Below are 13,337 nucleotides of genomic sequence, written 5' to 3'. Positions count from 1 at the left end.
TCTTCCTGCGATGAGATGACCGGCGCGAAGCATCAGGCGATGGATGCGCGTCTGCAACATGATGGAGCCAAGTTAGGAGGAGGGGGTGGAAAGTCAACGCGCGGGCTGCGGCATGTTGGCCCGCCTGCGGCGCTCCGCCGCAGCGATCAGGCGGCGCGCCGGGCGGTCTTGCCGGCTCCGCGGGGGCGGCTGACGCTCGCGCCGGCGGCCACGATCAGCCCGGCCGCGCCATCGAGCGCCCCAGGCTGAAGCTCGAGGCCGAGCAGGCGATCACGCTCGAACGGTCCGGGCAGCGACAGCTGGGCGGTCTTTTCCTGTGAGAAGCCGAAGCGTGTGTAATAGGGCGCGTCGCCGAGCAGGATCACCGCGCCATGGCCACGGACGGTGGCGGCGAGCAGCGCGTGGCGCATCAGCGCGGCACCGAGGCCGAGATCGCGGCAGGACGGATCGACCGCCAGCGGCCCGAGCATCAGCGCCGGGCAGCCCCCGGCGCTGACGTGCCACAACCGCACGGTGCCGACGAGCTTGCCACCGCGCACCGCCGAGAAGGCGAGACCTTCCGCGGGCAGGCGTCCGTCGCGAAGGCGCTGGCAGGTGCGCGCGGACCGACCAGGGCCGAAGCACGCATCCAGCAACGCCTCGCGCGCAGCGACGTCTGAGGTCCGTTCCGCACGGATCGCGAACGGAGCGGCCTCGGAAATCGGGGCAGGGCTGGTCAGGGCAGTCGTTTTCAGAGCGGTCATGGCACGTCAGTCCCCACGCACCCGCGCGATGGCGGCCGCGTGTTGTCATCCAGGCGGAAGGTGACGGGAGGAGGCCGGCCAGCCGGCCTCCGCGGTCTCGGAGCTTCGAAAAGCTCAGATGTGGTAGGTCCGCAGCGGCGGAATGCCGTTGAAGGCCACCGAGGAGTAGGTCGAGGTGTACGCCCCGGTGCCCTCGATCAGCAGCTTGTCGCCGATCTCGAGCGTGACCGGCAGCGGATAGGGCTGCTTCTCGTAGAGCACATCGGCGGAGTCGCAGGTCGGGCCCGCGAGCACGCACGGCGTCATGTCCGCCCCGTCGTGCGGGGTGCGGATGGCGTAGCGGATCGACTCGTCCATCGTCTCGGCGAGACCGCCGAACTTGCCGATGTCGAGGTAGACCCAGCGCACCTCGTCCTCGTCGCTCTTCTTCGAGATCAGCACCACCTCGGTCTCGATGATGCCGGCATTGCCGACCATGCCGCGGCCCGGCTCGATGATCGTTTCCGGGATCTGGTTGCCGAAGTGCTTGCGCAGCGCCCTGAAGATCGAGCGGCCGTACTGCAGCACGGGCGGCACGTCCTTGAGGTACTTGGTCGGGAAACCGCCGCCCATGTTGACCATGGTCAGGGTGATGCCGCGCTCGGCGCAGTCACGGAACACGGTCGAGGCCATCGCCAGCGCCCGGTCCCACGCCTTCACCTTGCGCTGCTGCGAGCCGACATGGAACGAGATGCCGCAGGGCTCGAGGCCGAGGCGCTTGGCGAGGTCGAGGACCTCGACCGCCATCTCGGGATCGCAGCCGAACTTGCGCGACAGCGGCCACTCGGCGCCGGCGCAATCATAGAGGATGCGGCAGAACACCCGCGCGCCCGGGGCGGCGCGGGCGACCTTCTCGACCTCGGCGGAGCAGTCGACCGCGAACAGGCGGATGCCGAGCGCGTAGGCGCGCGCGATGTCGCGCTCCTTCTTGATGGTGTTGCCGAACGAGATGCGGTCCGCGGTCGCGCCGGCGGCCAGCGCCATCTCGATTTCCGCGACGGTCGCGGTGTCGAAGCACGAGCCGAGCGACGCCAGCAGGGACAGCACTTCCGGCGCCGGATTGGCCTTCACCGCATAGAACACGCGACTGTCCGGCAGCGCCTTGGCGAAAGTCTGGTAGTTGTCGCGCACGACATCGAGGTCGACGACGAGGCAGGGCTCGGTGTCGAGGCCGTCACGACGGCGGTTGCGCAGGAATTCCTGAATGCGCTCGGTCATAGCACCCTCCAAACGGCCCAACGGGGACCGTCCAAACGTGAATTCCGGCTGCGAGCTTGGGGCCCTGTCACGCGATGGAGGCGCGACGAAGCCTGACACTCGAACCGAACTGTGCTGCCGTGGATTGGAGGGGAAATCCCATCCGCACACCTGGCAATGAAGGACAAGCCTCTTCGGTATTCGCGCCAGCTGGTGGAAAGCTGGCAGAGACCAAAAAAGCCCGCTCCGTCGTTGCTTTAAGTCGCGTCCCCCGTTGAGCGCGGGGTGCGCCGGTTCGCCTCCGGCTGCCGATCACGGTTGCAAGAAAGAAGGACCCTTGAGTGTCGCGCCTCTGGAGAGAGGTGCTGGGCTTACTCGCTTCCTTGGCGGCTGTCCGGCCTCTTGTCCGGATACCTACCGACCGACACACGACCACAGGCACGTGCGAAATTGGGCAAAACGGGAAATAGGTCTTTTGACTCTGCTCCGCAACATTTTTTTCAGCAACGCGCAGATTTTCTGCACAGCGCGCGAGCGTGTGTTGCCGAGAGAGCGCGCTTGTTGCGTCAGACGTGCGCGCGAGATGAACAGCTGTTCAAGGTCTTTAATGAAAGATGAGCGCGGCGGTATCGCTGTCGTGGCGCTAAGCGCGCGAGGTGTGGCGCGACGTCGCGGCGTCTCAGGCGCGGCGCGTGAACGGCTCGATGCGCTGTGCGTTGCGGACGAACGACGCCATGATGGCGACGCCGAGCAAGAACAGCACGGCCTGGAGGATGTGGGCGCCGGTGTCCTCGAGGCCGAACAGCAGCGACAGCGCCCAGCCGCCGGCGAAAGCCGCGCCGAACACCTCGGCGCCGATCAGGATCGCGGCCGAGATCACGGTGATGACGCTGGGCCAGGCGATCTGGCGGGGCGCGGAGGAGGTGGTGGGCGAGCTCATGCGAAAAGGTCCTGTTAGCGGGCCGCAATCTCCCCGAAAACGGCCCCCCGATCAAGCGTGGAGGGCCCAAAAAAGCCGCCGCGGTGCTATTATCTGGCTGATCGAATTTGGCCGTAAGCAGGTTTTTTCATGTCCGATTCCTCCGATTCCGCCGTCAATCCGCTGCTGCAGGCGTGGCAGACCCCGCTCGAGACCCCGCCGTTCGCGGCGATCCGGCCCGAGCATTTCATGCCGGCCTTCGAGCAGGCCTTCGCCGACCATGCCATGGAGGTCGCCGCCATCGTCAACGACCCGACGGAGCCGGACTTCGACAACACCGTCACCGCCTGGGAGCGCGCCGGGCGGCTGCTCAACCGCGTCTCGGCCGTGTTCTACGACCTCGTTTCGGCGCACTCCAACCCGGAGCTTCTGGCGATCGAGAGCGAGGTGGCGCTGCGGATGGCGCGGCACTGGAATCCGATCATGATGAACGCGGTGCTGTTCGGCCGCGTCGCCAAGCTTCACCATGACCGCCAGTCCCTCGGGCTGACCGAGGAGCAGCAGCGGCTGCTGGAGCGGCTCTACACCCGGATGCACCGGGCCGGCGCCGGCCTCGACGAGGCGGCCAAGGCGCGGATGAGCGAAATCAACGAGCGGCTTGCCGCGCTCAGCACCACCTTCAGCCATCATCTGCTCGGGGATGAGCAGGACTGGACGCTGGAGCTCGGCGCTGACGACCTCGGCGGGCTCAGCCCGGCCTTTGTCGCCGCGGCCCGGGCGGCTGCGGCCGAGCGCGGCCTCGACGGCAAGGCCGTGGTGACGCTGTCGCGCTCCTCGGTCGAGCCGTTCCTGCAGAGCTCGACCCGCCGTGACCTTCGGGAGAAGGTCTACAAGGCTTTCACCGCACGGGGCGACAACGGCAACACCAACGACAACAGCGTGACCATCCGGGAGATCCTGGCGCTGCGCGAGGAGTCCGCCAAAATCCTCGGCTATCCGAACTTTGCGGCCTATCGCCTGGAGGATTCGATGGCGAAGACCCCGGAGGCGGTGCGCAGCCTGCTGGAGCGGGTGTGGGAGCCGGCGAGGGCCAAGGCGCTCGCCGACCGCGACGCCCTGCAGGAGCTGATCCGTGAGGACGGCGGCAACTTCGCGCTCGCTCCCTGGGACTGGCGCTTCTATGCCGAGAAGCTGCGCCAGCGCCGCGCCAATTTCGACGACGCGGCGATCAAGCCCTATCTCGAGCTCGATCAGATGATCGCGGCGGCGTTCGACGTCGCCCACCGCCTGTTCGGGCTGTCTTTCCAGGAGCGCAAGGACATCCCGGTCTGGCATCCCGACGTGCGGGTGTGGGAGGTGACCGATGCCGCCGGTGCCCATAAGGCGCTGTTCTATGGCGACTACTTCGCCCGCGCCTCCAAGCGCTCCGGCGCCTGGATGACGTCGCTGCGTGACCAGCAGAAGCTCGACGGCGCCGTGTCGCCGCTGATCATCAATGTCATGAACTTCGCCAAGGGGGCGGACGGTCACCCGGCGCTGCTGTCGCCGGATGACGCCCGCACCCTGTTCCACGAGTTCGGCCATGGCCTGCACGGCATGCTGTCTGATGTCGTCTACCCCTCGCTGTCAGGCACCAGCGTGTTCACCGACTTCGTCGAACTGCCGTCGCAGCTCTACGAGCATTGGCAGCAGCGCCCCGAGGTGCTGCGCCAGTTCGCCCGCCACTACGAGACCGGCGAGCCGCTGCCCGACGACCTGCTGCAGCGCTTCCTCGCTGCCCGCAAGTTCAACCAGGGTTTCGCCACGGTGGAATTCCTGGCATCGGCGCTGATGGACATGGAATTCCATTCCCATCCGGCCGCGTCGATCACCGACGTCCGGGCATTCGAGCGCCAGGAGCTCGACAAGATCGGCATGCCGGCGGAGATCGCCATGCGCCATCGGCCGCAGCAGTTCGGCCATATCTTCTCGGGCGACCACTATGCCGCGGGCTACTACAGCTACATGTGGTCCGAGGTGATGGACGCCGATGCCTTCGGCGCCTTCGAGGAAGCCGGCGACATCTTCGATCCGGCGGTCGCCAGGCGGCTGCATGACAACATCTACTCGACCGGCGGCTCGCGCGACCCGGAGGAGGCCTACGTCGCCTTCCGCGGCCGGGAGCCGGAGGTCGACGCGCTGCTGCGCGGGCGAGGGTTGCTGGATACGCCTGAGGCGGCCTAAAAAGGCAGCATCAGGCATTCCCCTAGTGCCGCCGATCTGAAGTTCCTGCACCGCTAGCCGCAAGCTTGTCTCAGGAACTTCAGATCGATAAGCGGCACTAGAATTATAGATTTGCAAGTGCCCTCTTGCATCCGAAGTTCGTGTAGGATTGTGCCGCAATATCTCACGAACTTCGGATGCGGGGCACTTGGCTCGGAATGTCGCGCACGACTCATCTGATGGACAGGTCATGACACGACATTCTTCTGGTCACCGCCGCGGCGTCGTCGCGGCTCCTCATTCCGCAACCGTCGAGGCGGGGCGCCATGTGCTCGCCGAGGGCGGCAACGCCCTCGAGGCCATGGTGGCCATGGCCGCCTCGATCGCGGCGGTCTACCCCCACATGAACCATATCGGCGGCGACGGCTTCTGGCTGGTCCGCGAGCCGTCAGGCCGCGTCCGTGCCCTGATGGGCGCCGGCGCAGCGGGCAGCCGGGCGACGCCGGCCTTCTACCGCGAGCACGGCCACGACATGATCCCGCCGCGCGGGCCGCTGGCAGCGCTGACGGTGCCGGCGGCGATCGGCGGCTGGCAGCTCGCGCTGGAGGCGGCCAGGGCGCTCGGCGGCCGGCTGCCGCTCGACGTGCTGCTCGGGCCGGCGATCCGCAGCGCCAAGGACGGCTATGTCGCGACCCGCAGCCAGGTCGAACTGACGCGCGGCAAGCTTGACGAGCTCAAGGATGTGCCCGGCTTCGCCCAAACCTTCCTGGTCGACGGCAAGGTGCCCGAGCTCGGCGCAACCTTGAAGCAAACGGCGATGGCCGCGACGCTGGAGCATCTCGTCCAGGCCGGCCTCGACGACTTCTACCGCGGCGACGTCGGCCGCGAGATCGCCGCCGACCTCGAGCGTATCGGCAGCCCGGTGACCCGCGCCGACCTCGCGGCGGCGAAGCCCTGGGTCGCCGAGGCGCTGTCCACGGCGATCGGTGCCGGCACGCTGTACAACGCCCCGCCGCCGACCCAGGGGCTGGCCTCGCTGATCATTCTCGGACTGTTCGATCGCCTGCGCGTCCAGGAGGCCGAGGGCTTCGACTATATCCACGGCCTCGTCGAGGCGACCAAGCGCGCGTTCCGTGTGCGCGACCGCTTCGTCACCGATCCGCGCCGGCTCACGGCCGAGCTCGACCGTTTCCTGGCGCCGGCTTTTCTCGATGCCGAGGTCGGCAAGATCGACCGTCAAAAGGCCGCGCCGTGGCCGTCAGCCTGGAGCGAGGGCGACACCATCTGGATGGGCGCCGCCGACGCCTCGGGCCTCGTCGTCTCCTACATCCAGTCGATCTTCTGGGAGTTCGGCTCGGGCTGCGTGCTGCCGGCGACCGGCGTGCTGATGCAGAACCGCGGCGCCAGCTTCTCGCTGGACCCGAAGGCGGCCAACCCGCTCAGCCCGGGACGGCTGCCGTTCCATACCCTCAACCCGGCGCTCGCCGTGCTCAAGGACGGCCGGATCATGGCCTACGGCACCATGGGCGGTGACGGCCAGCCCCAGACCCAGGCCATGGTGTTCTCCCGCCATGTCCTGTTCCGCCAGCCGCTGGAGCTGGCGCTCGACCAGCCGCGCTGGCTCTTGGGGCGCACCTGGGGCTCGAGCCACACCAATTTGCGGCTGGAATCCCGCTTCGACGGCAACCTGATCGACCGCCTGCTGTCGGCGCGGCACGATGTCGAGGTGCTGCCCGAGGCCTATTCCGACACCATGGGCCACGCCGGCGCGGTGGTGCTGCATCCCGGTGGCCTCCTCGAGGGTGGCCACGATCCGCGCGCGGACGGCGGGGCAGCGGGCGTGTAGCACGTGATGACCTTGTCTCCGGTCTGCCGGCCTGTCCGCCGTCTCGTTTCAGCCTCACTTCCCGGTAGCATGGAGTGCTGCCGGGGCATCGCCGCGAAGGTTTCATGACGCGTCGCATTATCACGGGTTTTTTCGCTGCCGTTTTCGCTTTCTGCCTGACCTGCGCCGCCGCATGGGCGCACCCCCATGTCTGGGTCACGGCGACCAGCGAATTGGTCTATGCACCCGACGGCTCGCTCACGGCGGTGCGGCATGCCTGGACCTTCGACGACATGTTCTCGACCTATGCGCTGCAGGGCATCGAGACCAAGACCAAGGGGGTCTACACCCGCGAGGAGCTGGCGTCGCTGGCGCAGACCAATGTCGAGTCGCTCAAGGAGTTCGGCTTCTTCACCTTCGCGCGCGCGGGCGACGCCGGCACACGCAACCGCAAGCAGAAGTTCGAGGATCCCACCGATTATTATCTCGAGCACAAGGACGGCGCGCTGACGCTGCATTTCACGCTGCCGCTGAAGACGCCGGTGAAGAGCCGGCAGTTGGTGGTCGACATCTACGATCCGACCTACTTCGTCGACTTCTCGCTGGCGAAGGCCGACCCGATCAAGCTGGTCGGCGCGCCCGACGGCTGCAAGATGAGCATCGAACGGCCGAACGACGGATCGGCGCAGGCCCAGGCGCAGTCGATCGGCGAGCAGAACTTCCTCGACGGCAGCAACGCCAATTTCGGCGCCATGTTCGCCAACAAGGTGACAGTCGATTGTCCATGATCGCTGCAGGGCCGCGCGGGCCGCTCGTTGAAACGCGTCTCGCCGTGGCGCTGCTCGCGGTCGTGGCCGCGGTGCTGTGGGGCGACGGGCTTCTCCATGCCGCGCTGGCGCAGTCGCCGTTCGGCGTCGGCCGTCCCGGCAGCTCCGATCCGCAGGTCGGTGGCTTGGTCGGCTGGCTGCTCGACAAGCAGTCGCAGTTCTACCGCCAGATGTCGGCGACCATCCGTGCGGCGAAAAGTGACGGCAGTGCGGTCTGGACCCTGCTCGGGATTTCGTTCGCCTACGGCATCTTCCATGCCGCCGGCCCCGGCCACGGCAAGGCGGTGATCTCGTCTTACCTCGTCGCCAACGAGGAGACCGCACGGCGCGGTATCGTGCTGGCGTTCGCCGCGGCGCTGCTGCAGGCGCTGGTCGCCATCATCGTGGTCGGCATTGGCGCCTGGCTGCTCAATGCCACTGCCAGGACCATGTGCGGGGCGGAGCGGGTCATCGAGATCGCGAGTTACGCCCTCATCGCCGTCTTCGGGGCGCGGCTGGTCTGGACCAAGGGAGGCGGCTTGCTGCGCGCGCTGCGTGGCGCGCGGCGTCCGTTGACGGCTGCCGTGCCGCTGGTGCCTGCGTTAGCCGGGGCATCCGATGCGGCCGCGGCGTCGTCACACGCCCATGCGCGCGTCCAGGATCAGGGGAATGACCATCCCGGCCACGGTCACCACCGTCATGATCATGGCCATGCCGGTCCGGCGCATGGCGAGCCCGGCCATGTCCACGACGAGCACTGCGGCCATAACCACGGGCCGACGCCCGACCAGCTGGCCGGCCCCGGCGGCTGGCGGCGCGGCCTGAGCGCGATCTTCGCGGTCGGCCTGCGGCCCTGTTCCGGTGCGATCCTGGTGCTGGTGTTTGCGCTGGCGCAGGGCATGCTGTGGGCCGGCGTCGCCGCGACGCTGCTGATGGGGCTGGGCACCGCGATTACGGTGGCTGCCATCGCTATCCTTGCGGTCTCCGCCAAGGGATTGGCGCGGCGCCTCAGCGCCGGTCGTGTCGGCGGCGGCGCGCTGATCCTGCGCGGCGTGGAATTCGGCGCCGCCGCGCTGGTGCTGCTGCTCGGTGTCGGCCTGCTGCTGGGCTATGTCGTGGCCGAGCGGGTGACATGTTTCTGACGCAGCCGCAGCGCGACGATCGGCCGCCTGGACGCGAGACTCTGTTGACAATGCCGGGCGTCCGGGCGAAGCCAACGGCGCCATGACGACGCCCGCATCTCCGCAATCGGTCTCCCCCTCCGCCGCGACGCGCGAGCGTGTCGGCGTGCTGCTGGTCAACCTCGGCACGCCGGACACCGCGGACGCCGCCGGCGTCCGCGTCTACCTCAAGGAATTCCTGTCCGATCCGCGGGTGATCGAGGACCAGGGGCTGCTGTGGAAGCTGATCCTCAACGGCATCATCCTGCGGGTGCGGCCGGGACGGAAGGCGCGCGACTACCAGAAGATCTGGAACACGGCGCGGAACGAGTCGCCGCTCAAGACCATCACGCGGTCGCAGTCGGACAAGCTCGCGGCAGCGATCGCCGATCATGATCATGTCGTGGTCGACTGGGCAATGCGCTACGGTAATCCCTCGATCCGTGCGCGCATCGAGGCGCTGCTGGCGCAGGGCTGCGACCGCCTGCTGGTGGTGCCGCTGTATCCGCAGTATTCGGCCGCGACCACGGCGACGGTCTGCGACGAGGTGTTCCGGGTGCTCGCGGATCTGCGGGCGCAGCCGACGCTGCGCGTGACGCCGCCCTATTTTGTCGACAGCGATTATATCGAGGCGCTCGGCGTCTCGATCGAGCGCCATCTCGCGGCGCTGCCGTTCGTGCCGGAGGTGATCGTCGCCTCCTTCCATGGCATGCCGAAGGAATATGTCGACAAGGGCGATCCCTACCAGGTGCAATGCGTCGCCACCACGGACGCGCTGCGCAAGCGGCTGGGGCTCGACGACACCAGGTTGCTGCTGACCTTCCAGTCCCGCTTCGGCAACGCCGAGTGGCTGCAGCCCTATACCGACAAGACCATGGAGCGCCTCGCCGGCGAAGGCGTGCGGCGCATCGCGGTGGTAACGCCCGGCTTCTCGGCCGACTGCCTGGAGACTCTGGAAGAGATTGCCCAGGAGAATGCCGAGATCTTCAAGCATGCCGGTGGCGAGCAGTTCACCGCCATCCCCTGCCTGAACGACAGTGACGAGGGCATGGACGTGATCCGCCAGCTTGTCCTGCGCGAGCTGCAAGGCTGGATATAACGGCCGGATCTACAACGCTGGTTCTGAACGACAGGGCTGGACCCGAACGGCGGGCGGTTGCGGCGCCGGCGTGCCGGTCCCCCGCGCGCTTTTACCCCCTCGACGGGATACACCGAACCATCCATTCTCTGTGAGCGACTAAGACGTCACAGTTTTCGCGTAAGGAAAGCGCCCATTGATCTGGCGCCCGTCAGCCGCCGCATGTCGCGGGCAGGGCGTGAGCGCCACAGGAGTTGTTCATGTCCGGATTTGATGTTTTTGCGATTGTCGTGGTTCTGCTAGTGATCGTGACGCTGTTTGCCGGCGTCAAGACCGTGCCGCAGGGGTTTGACTGGACCATCGAGCGGTTCGGCAAGTACACCCGCACGCTGCGGCCGGGACTGAACCTTATCATTCCGTATTTCGATCGTGTCGGCCGCAAGATCAACATGATGGAGCAGGTGATCGACATTCCCGAGCAGGAGGTCATCACCAAGGACAACGCCACCGTCACTGTCGACGGGGTCGCATTCTTCCAGGTGTTCGACGCCGCCAAGGCGAGTTACGAGGTTGCCAATCTCACCCAGGCGATCGTCACGCTGACCATGACCAACATCCGCTCGGTGATGGGCTCGATGGACCTCGACCAGGTGCTGTCGCATCGTGACGAGATCAACGAGCGGCTGCTGCGTGTGGTCGACGCCGCGGTGTCACCGTGGGGCCTCAAGGTCAACCGCATCGAGATCAAGGATATCGTGCCGCCGGCGGACCTCGTCGAGGCGATGGGCCGCCAGATGAAGGCCGAGCGCGTCAAGCGCGCCGACATCCTGCAGGCGGAAGGCCAGCGCCAGTCGGAGATCCTGCGCGCCGAGGGCGCCAAGCAGGCGCAGATCCTGCAGGCGGAGGGGCGCCGCGAAGCTGCGTTCCGTGATGCCGAGGCGCGTGAACGGTCCGCGGAAGCCGAAGCCAAGGCGACCCAGATGGTGTCCCAGGCGATCGCCAGCGGCGATGTCGCGTCGCTGAACTACTTCATCGCCGACAAGTACATCAAGGCGTTCGGCGAGATCGCGCAGTCGCCGAACCAGAAGATCGTGATGCTGCCGATCGAGGCCACGGGCATTCTCGCGTCGCTCGGCGGCATCGGCGAAATCGCCAAGGCGGCATTCGGCGAGAGCGCCGCGTCGGCGACGTCGGCAGCGCGCCGGCCGACCGTCCCCAACACCGGGCCGGGCTCGAGCGGCGGGCAGGGGTGAGTCGCGGGAGAAGGCCATGGTCGAGACGTTGAACGCGCTGGGCACGTGGAACTGGCTGATCGCTGGGCTCATCCTGGTCGGAGTGGAGTTGCTGGCGCCCGGCGTCTTCATGCTGTGGCTCGGGCTCGCGGCGCTGTTGGTCGGGGTGCTGTCGTTCGTGGTGCCGTGGTCGTGGCAGGCGCAACTGCTGGCCTTTTCGGTGTTCGCGCTGGCGGCAGTGCCGCTGTGGCGGCGCGTCGGATCGCGGCGCGCGGCGGATACCGATCAGCCGTTTCTCAACCGCCGGGCGGAAGCGCTGGTGGGGCGGGTGTTCACGCTGGAGCGGCCGATCGTCGACGGCAGCGGCACGGTGCGGGTGGACGACACGGTGTGGCGCGTGGCGGGCCACGATGCGCCCGCAGGCAGCCAGGTGCGTGTGGTGGCGGCCGATGGCGGCCGCCTGCGCGTCGAGCCGGCCTGAGGTGAAGGCCGGCGCCTATTTCCGCCGGCCCCAGCGTTCGGCGAAGTCGCTCAGCGGCAGGAATGCCGTCATCAGGTCGCGGCCGCGCGCGGTCAGCTGATAGCCTTCGGTCGGTACGTTCTCGACAAGACCGGCGTCCTTGAGGTCCTTGAGCCGTGCCTGCAGGACCGTCGGCGAGGCGTTGTCGCAGGCCTCGCGCAGCGCGCGCGAGGTCAGCGCGCGGTCGCGCAACTCCCAGACAATCCGCAGTGTCCAGCGCCGGCCGAGCAGGTCGAGCAGCGCCATGATCGGGCGTCCGGAGCGTGATCCGCGCACGGCAGTCGTCGTCTTGCGGGCCGCTTTCATCGTCATCCTTCTTGCAGATCGCTACAAAAAATGTAGCATTGATACGTTTTTAATAGCAGAGGAGCGCGCCCCATGCCGCGCATCGCCCCACTGGAACCGCCTTACGCGCCTGAGCTGCAGGCTCACTTCGACCGCATCATGCCGCCCGGCGTGCCGCCGCTGAGGTTGTTCCGCACGCTGGCCACCAGCGAGCGGGCCTGGACGAAATTTCGGGCGGGCAGCCTGCTCGACCGCGGGCCGCTGCCGCTGCGCGAGCGGGAAATCGTGATCGACCGCACCTGCGCGCTGACACGTTGCGCCTACGAGTGGGGCGTGCATGTGGCGTATTTCGCCGATCGAGCCGGACTGACTGGGGAACAGGTGCGGGCGACAGTGCTGGAACCGGCAACTGCGGCGTGCTGGTCGGAGGCCGAACAGGCACTGATTGCAGCGATTGACGCGCTGCATCACCGCGCGACCTGGAACGAGGAAGAGTTCACCGCCATCAAGCGGCACTATGACGACGCGCAGATCCTGGAGGTGATCCTGCTCTGCGGCTTCTACCGGACGGTGGCGTATCTGGCGAATGGCCTCGCCCTGCCGCTGGAAGCGGGAACGGCCCGCTTTCCCGATGCGGCATGACAAGAGGGAGCGTTCAGTTCCGCGCGATGATTTCGCGTTCATCGCGGTGAACGGCCATGTCCGCCAGATCGTTGCCGCAGCGTCGTCGCAGCACGATCTTTGATCGGCGGGTTTTGATGACATTGTGCCGGCGCCGCCGGGCGGCGGGCGGACGTGCGAGCCGTGCATCCTCGTCGATCAGCGGCAGCGCGAAGATTTCGCTCCACCGCGTCGCGGCTTCCGCGATCTCCGGGGCGTCGGTGGACTGCAGCAGCGGGATGGACAGTGACGGGTCACGATGGGCGAGCACCAGCATCTGCCCGTCGTCGGTCGCGCGGGTCGCGATCCCTAGAAATTCCTGAACATCGACGTTGATCGCCATCCGCATGCCGCGAACGGCTCGCCGCAGCACCACGCGGTCGCGGTTGATCTCGACCTGCCGCACGCCGCCGTCGGCGCGTGTATCGCGCGTATCGAACCGCACAGGCAGGGAAAGAGGGTCGAGCCGCAACATGCAGCTCGACCCGGCGGATGGTCCGCCAGCTCCGAATTGACGCCTCACGACTTTGATCTCCCCGCCGGGATTATTCTCCCGGTCGATGGAGGCACTTTGCCATGCGCCTGTCCCAAAGCGCTTAAGAAGGCTGGTTAATCGATCCTGACCCCTTGACATGCTTGACGAGACCTTGCCAAACGGCCGAAATTTGTTG

13 protein-coding genes are annotated in these 13,337 nt (G+C 67.3%); 8 read left to right on the top strand and 5 right to left on the bottom strand.

Annotation, left to right across the window (positions count from 1 at the left end; genetic code table 11):
• Positions 1-146: 146 nt before the first annotated feature.
• From AB4Z37_RS03005 to AB4Z37_RS02995, 3 genes are all read right to left on the bottom strand, one after another.
• Positions 147-743, bottom strand: a complete 597-nt coding sequence (locus AB4Z37_RS03005) for a GNAT family N-acetyltransferase (protein ID WP_441515178.1) — start codon at positions 741-743, stop codon at positions 147-149.
• Positions 744-857: 114 nt separating this feature from the next.
• Positions 858-2,000, bottom strand: a complete 1,143-nt coding sequence (locus tag AB4Z37_RS03000; protein ID WP_441515177.1) for a type III PLP-dependent enzyme — start codon at positions 1,998-2,000, stop codon at positions 858-860.
• A 658-nt stretch (positions 2,001-2,658) separates the two neighbouring features.
• A complete protein-coding gene (locus AB4Z37_RS02995; protein ID WP_441515176.1) occupies positions 2,659-2,919 on the bottom strand; it encodes a hypothetical protein in 261 nt (86 codons plus the stop codon).
• A gap of 129 nt (positions 2,920-3,048) precedes the next feature.
• On the opposite strand from AB4Z37_RS02995, the gene AB4Z37_RS02990 reads away from it, so the two are divergent.
• The 7 genes from AB4Z37_RS02990 to AB4Z37_RS02960 all read left to right on the top strand — a co-directional run bounded on the left by AB4Z37_RS02990 (position 3,049) and on the right by AB4Z37_RS02960 (position 11,682).
• Positions 3,049-5,121 carry a M3 family metallopeptidase gene (locus AB4Z37_RS02990; RefSeq protein WP_441515175.1) on the top strand — a complete coding sequence of 691 codons (2,073 nt, stop codon included), beginning with the start codon at positions 3,049-3,051 and terminating at the stop codon, positions 5,119-5,121.
• A gap of 229 nt (positions 5,122-5,350) precedes the next feature.
• Positions 5,351-6,946 carry a gamma-glutamyltransferase family protein gene (locus tag AB4Z37_RS02985; protein WP_441515174.1) on the top strand — a complete coding sequence of 532 codons (1,596 nt, stop codon included), beginning with the start codon at positions 5,351-5,353 and terminating at the stop codon, positions 6,944-6,946.
• Positions 6,947-7,050: 104 nt separating this feature from the next.
• The gene (locus tag AB4Z37_RS02980; protein ID WP_441515173.1) at positions 7,051-7,713 is read left to right on the top strand and encodes a DUF1007 family protein; all 663 of its coding nucleotides are present in this window, start codon (positions 7,051-7,053) and stop codon (positions 7,711-7,713) included.
• The gene (locus AB4Z37_RS02975; protein ID WP_441515172.1) at positions 7,710-8,873 is read left to right on the top strand and encodes a nickel/cobalt transporter; all 1,164 of its coding nucleotides are present in this window, start codon (positions 7,710-7,712) and stop codon (positions 8,871-8,873) included. The genes AB4Z37_RS02980 and AB4Z37_RS02975 overlap by 4 nt, the downstream gene beginning before the upstream one ends.
• An 82-nt stretch (positions 8,874-8,955) precedes the next feature.
• Positions 8,956-9,990, top strand: a complete 1,035-nt coding sequence (hemH, locus tag AB4Z37_RS02970) for a ferrochelatase (RefSeq protein WP_441515171.1) — start codon at positions 8,956-8,958, stop codon at positions 9,988-9,990.
• A 239-nt stretch (positions 9,991-10,229) separates the two neighbouring features.
• Positions 10,230-11,222: an SPFH domain-containing protein gene (locus AB4Z37_RS02965; protein ID WP_441515170.1), complete on the top strand. Its 993-nt coding sequence runs from the start codon at positions 10,230-10,232 to the stop codon at positions 11,220-11,222.
• 16 nt (positions 11,223-11,238) lie between these two features.
• Complete coding sequence (locus tag AB4Z37_RS02960; protein WP_441515169.1) at positions 11,239-11,682, top strand: NfeD family protein; 444 nt, start codon at positions 11,239-11,241, stop codon at positions 11,680-11,682.
• Between the two features lie 15 nt (positions 11,683-11,697).
• On the opposite strand, the gene AB4Z37_RS02955 is transcribed toward AB4Z37_RS02960, so the two are convergent.
• Positions 11,698-12,027: a winged helix-turn-helix transcriptional regulator gene (locus tag AB4Z37_RS02955; protein WP_441515168.1), complete on the bottom strand. Its 330-nt coding sequence runs from the start codon at positions 12,025-12,027 to the stop codon at positions 11,698-11,700.
• Between the two features lie 72 nt (positions 12,028-12,099).
• Between AB4Z37_RS02955 and AB4Z37_RS02950 the strand changes: the two genes are divergently transcribed.
• Positions 12,100-12,648, top strand: a complete 549-nt coding sequence (locus AB4Z37_RS02950; RefSeq protein WP_441515167.1) for a carboxymuconolactone decarboxylase family protein — start codon at positions 12,100-12,102, stop codon at positions 12,646-12,648.
• Between the two features lie 13 nt (positions 12,649-12,661).
• On the opposite strand, the gene AB4Z37_RS02945 is transcribed toward AB4Z37_RS02950, so the two are convergent.
• Entirely contained in the window at positions 12,662-13,189 is a 528-nt protein-coding gene (locus AB4Z37_RS02945) for a DUF6101 family protein (RefSeq protein WP_441515252.1), read from the bottom strand.
• Positions 13,190-13,337: the final 148 nt, after the last annotated feature.

It is taken from the genome of Bradyrhizobium sp. 2TAF24, assembly GCF_052115025.1.
In the GTDB taxonomy this organism is placed as follows: Bacteria; Pseudomonadota; Alphaproteobacteria; order Rhizobiales; family Xanthobacteraceae; genus Bradyrhizobium_A.
The sequence above is the reverse complement of the archived record's forward strand: the minus strand, read 5'-3'. Positions and strand labels throughout refer to the sequence as shown.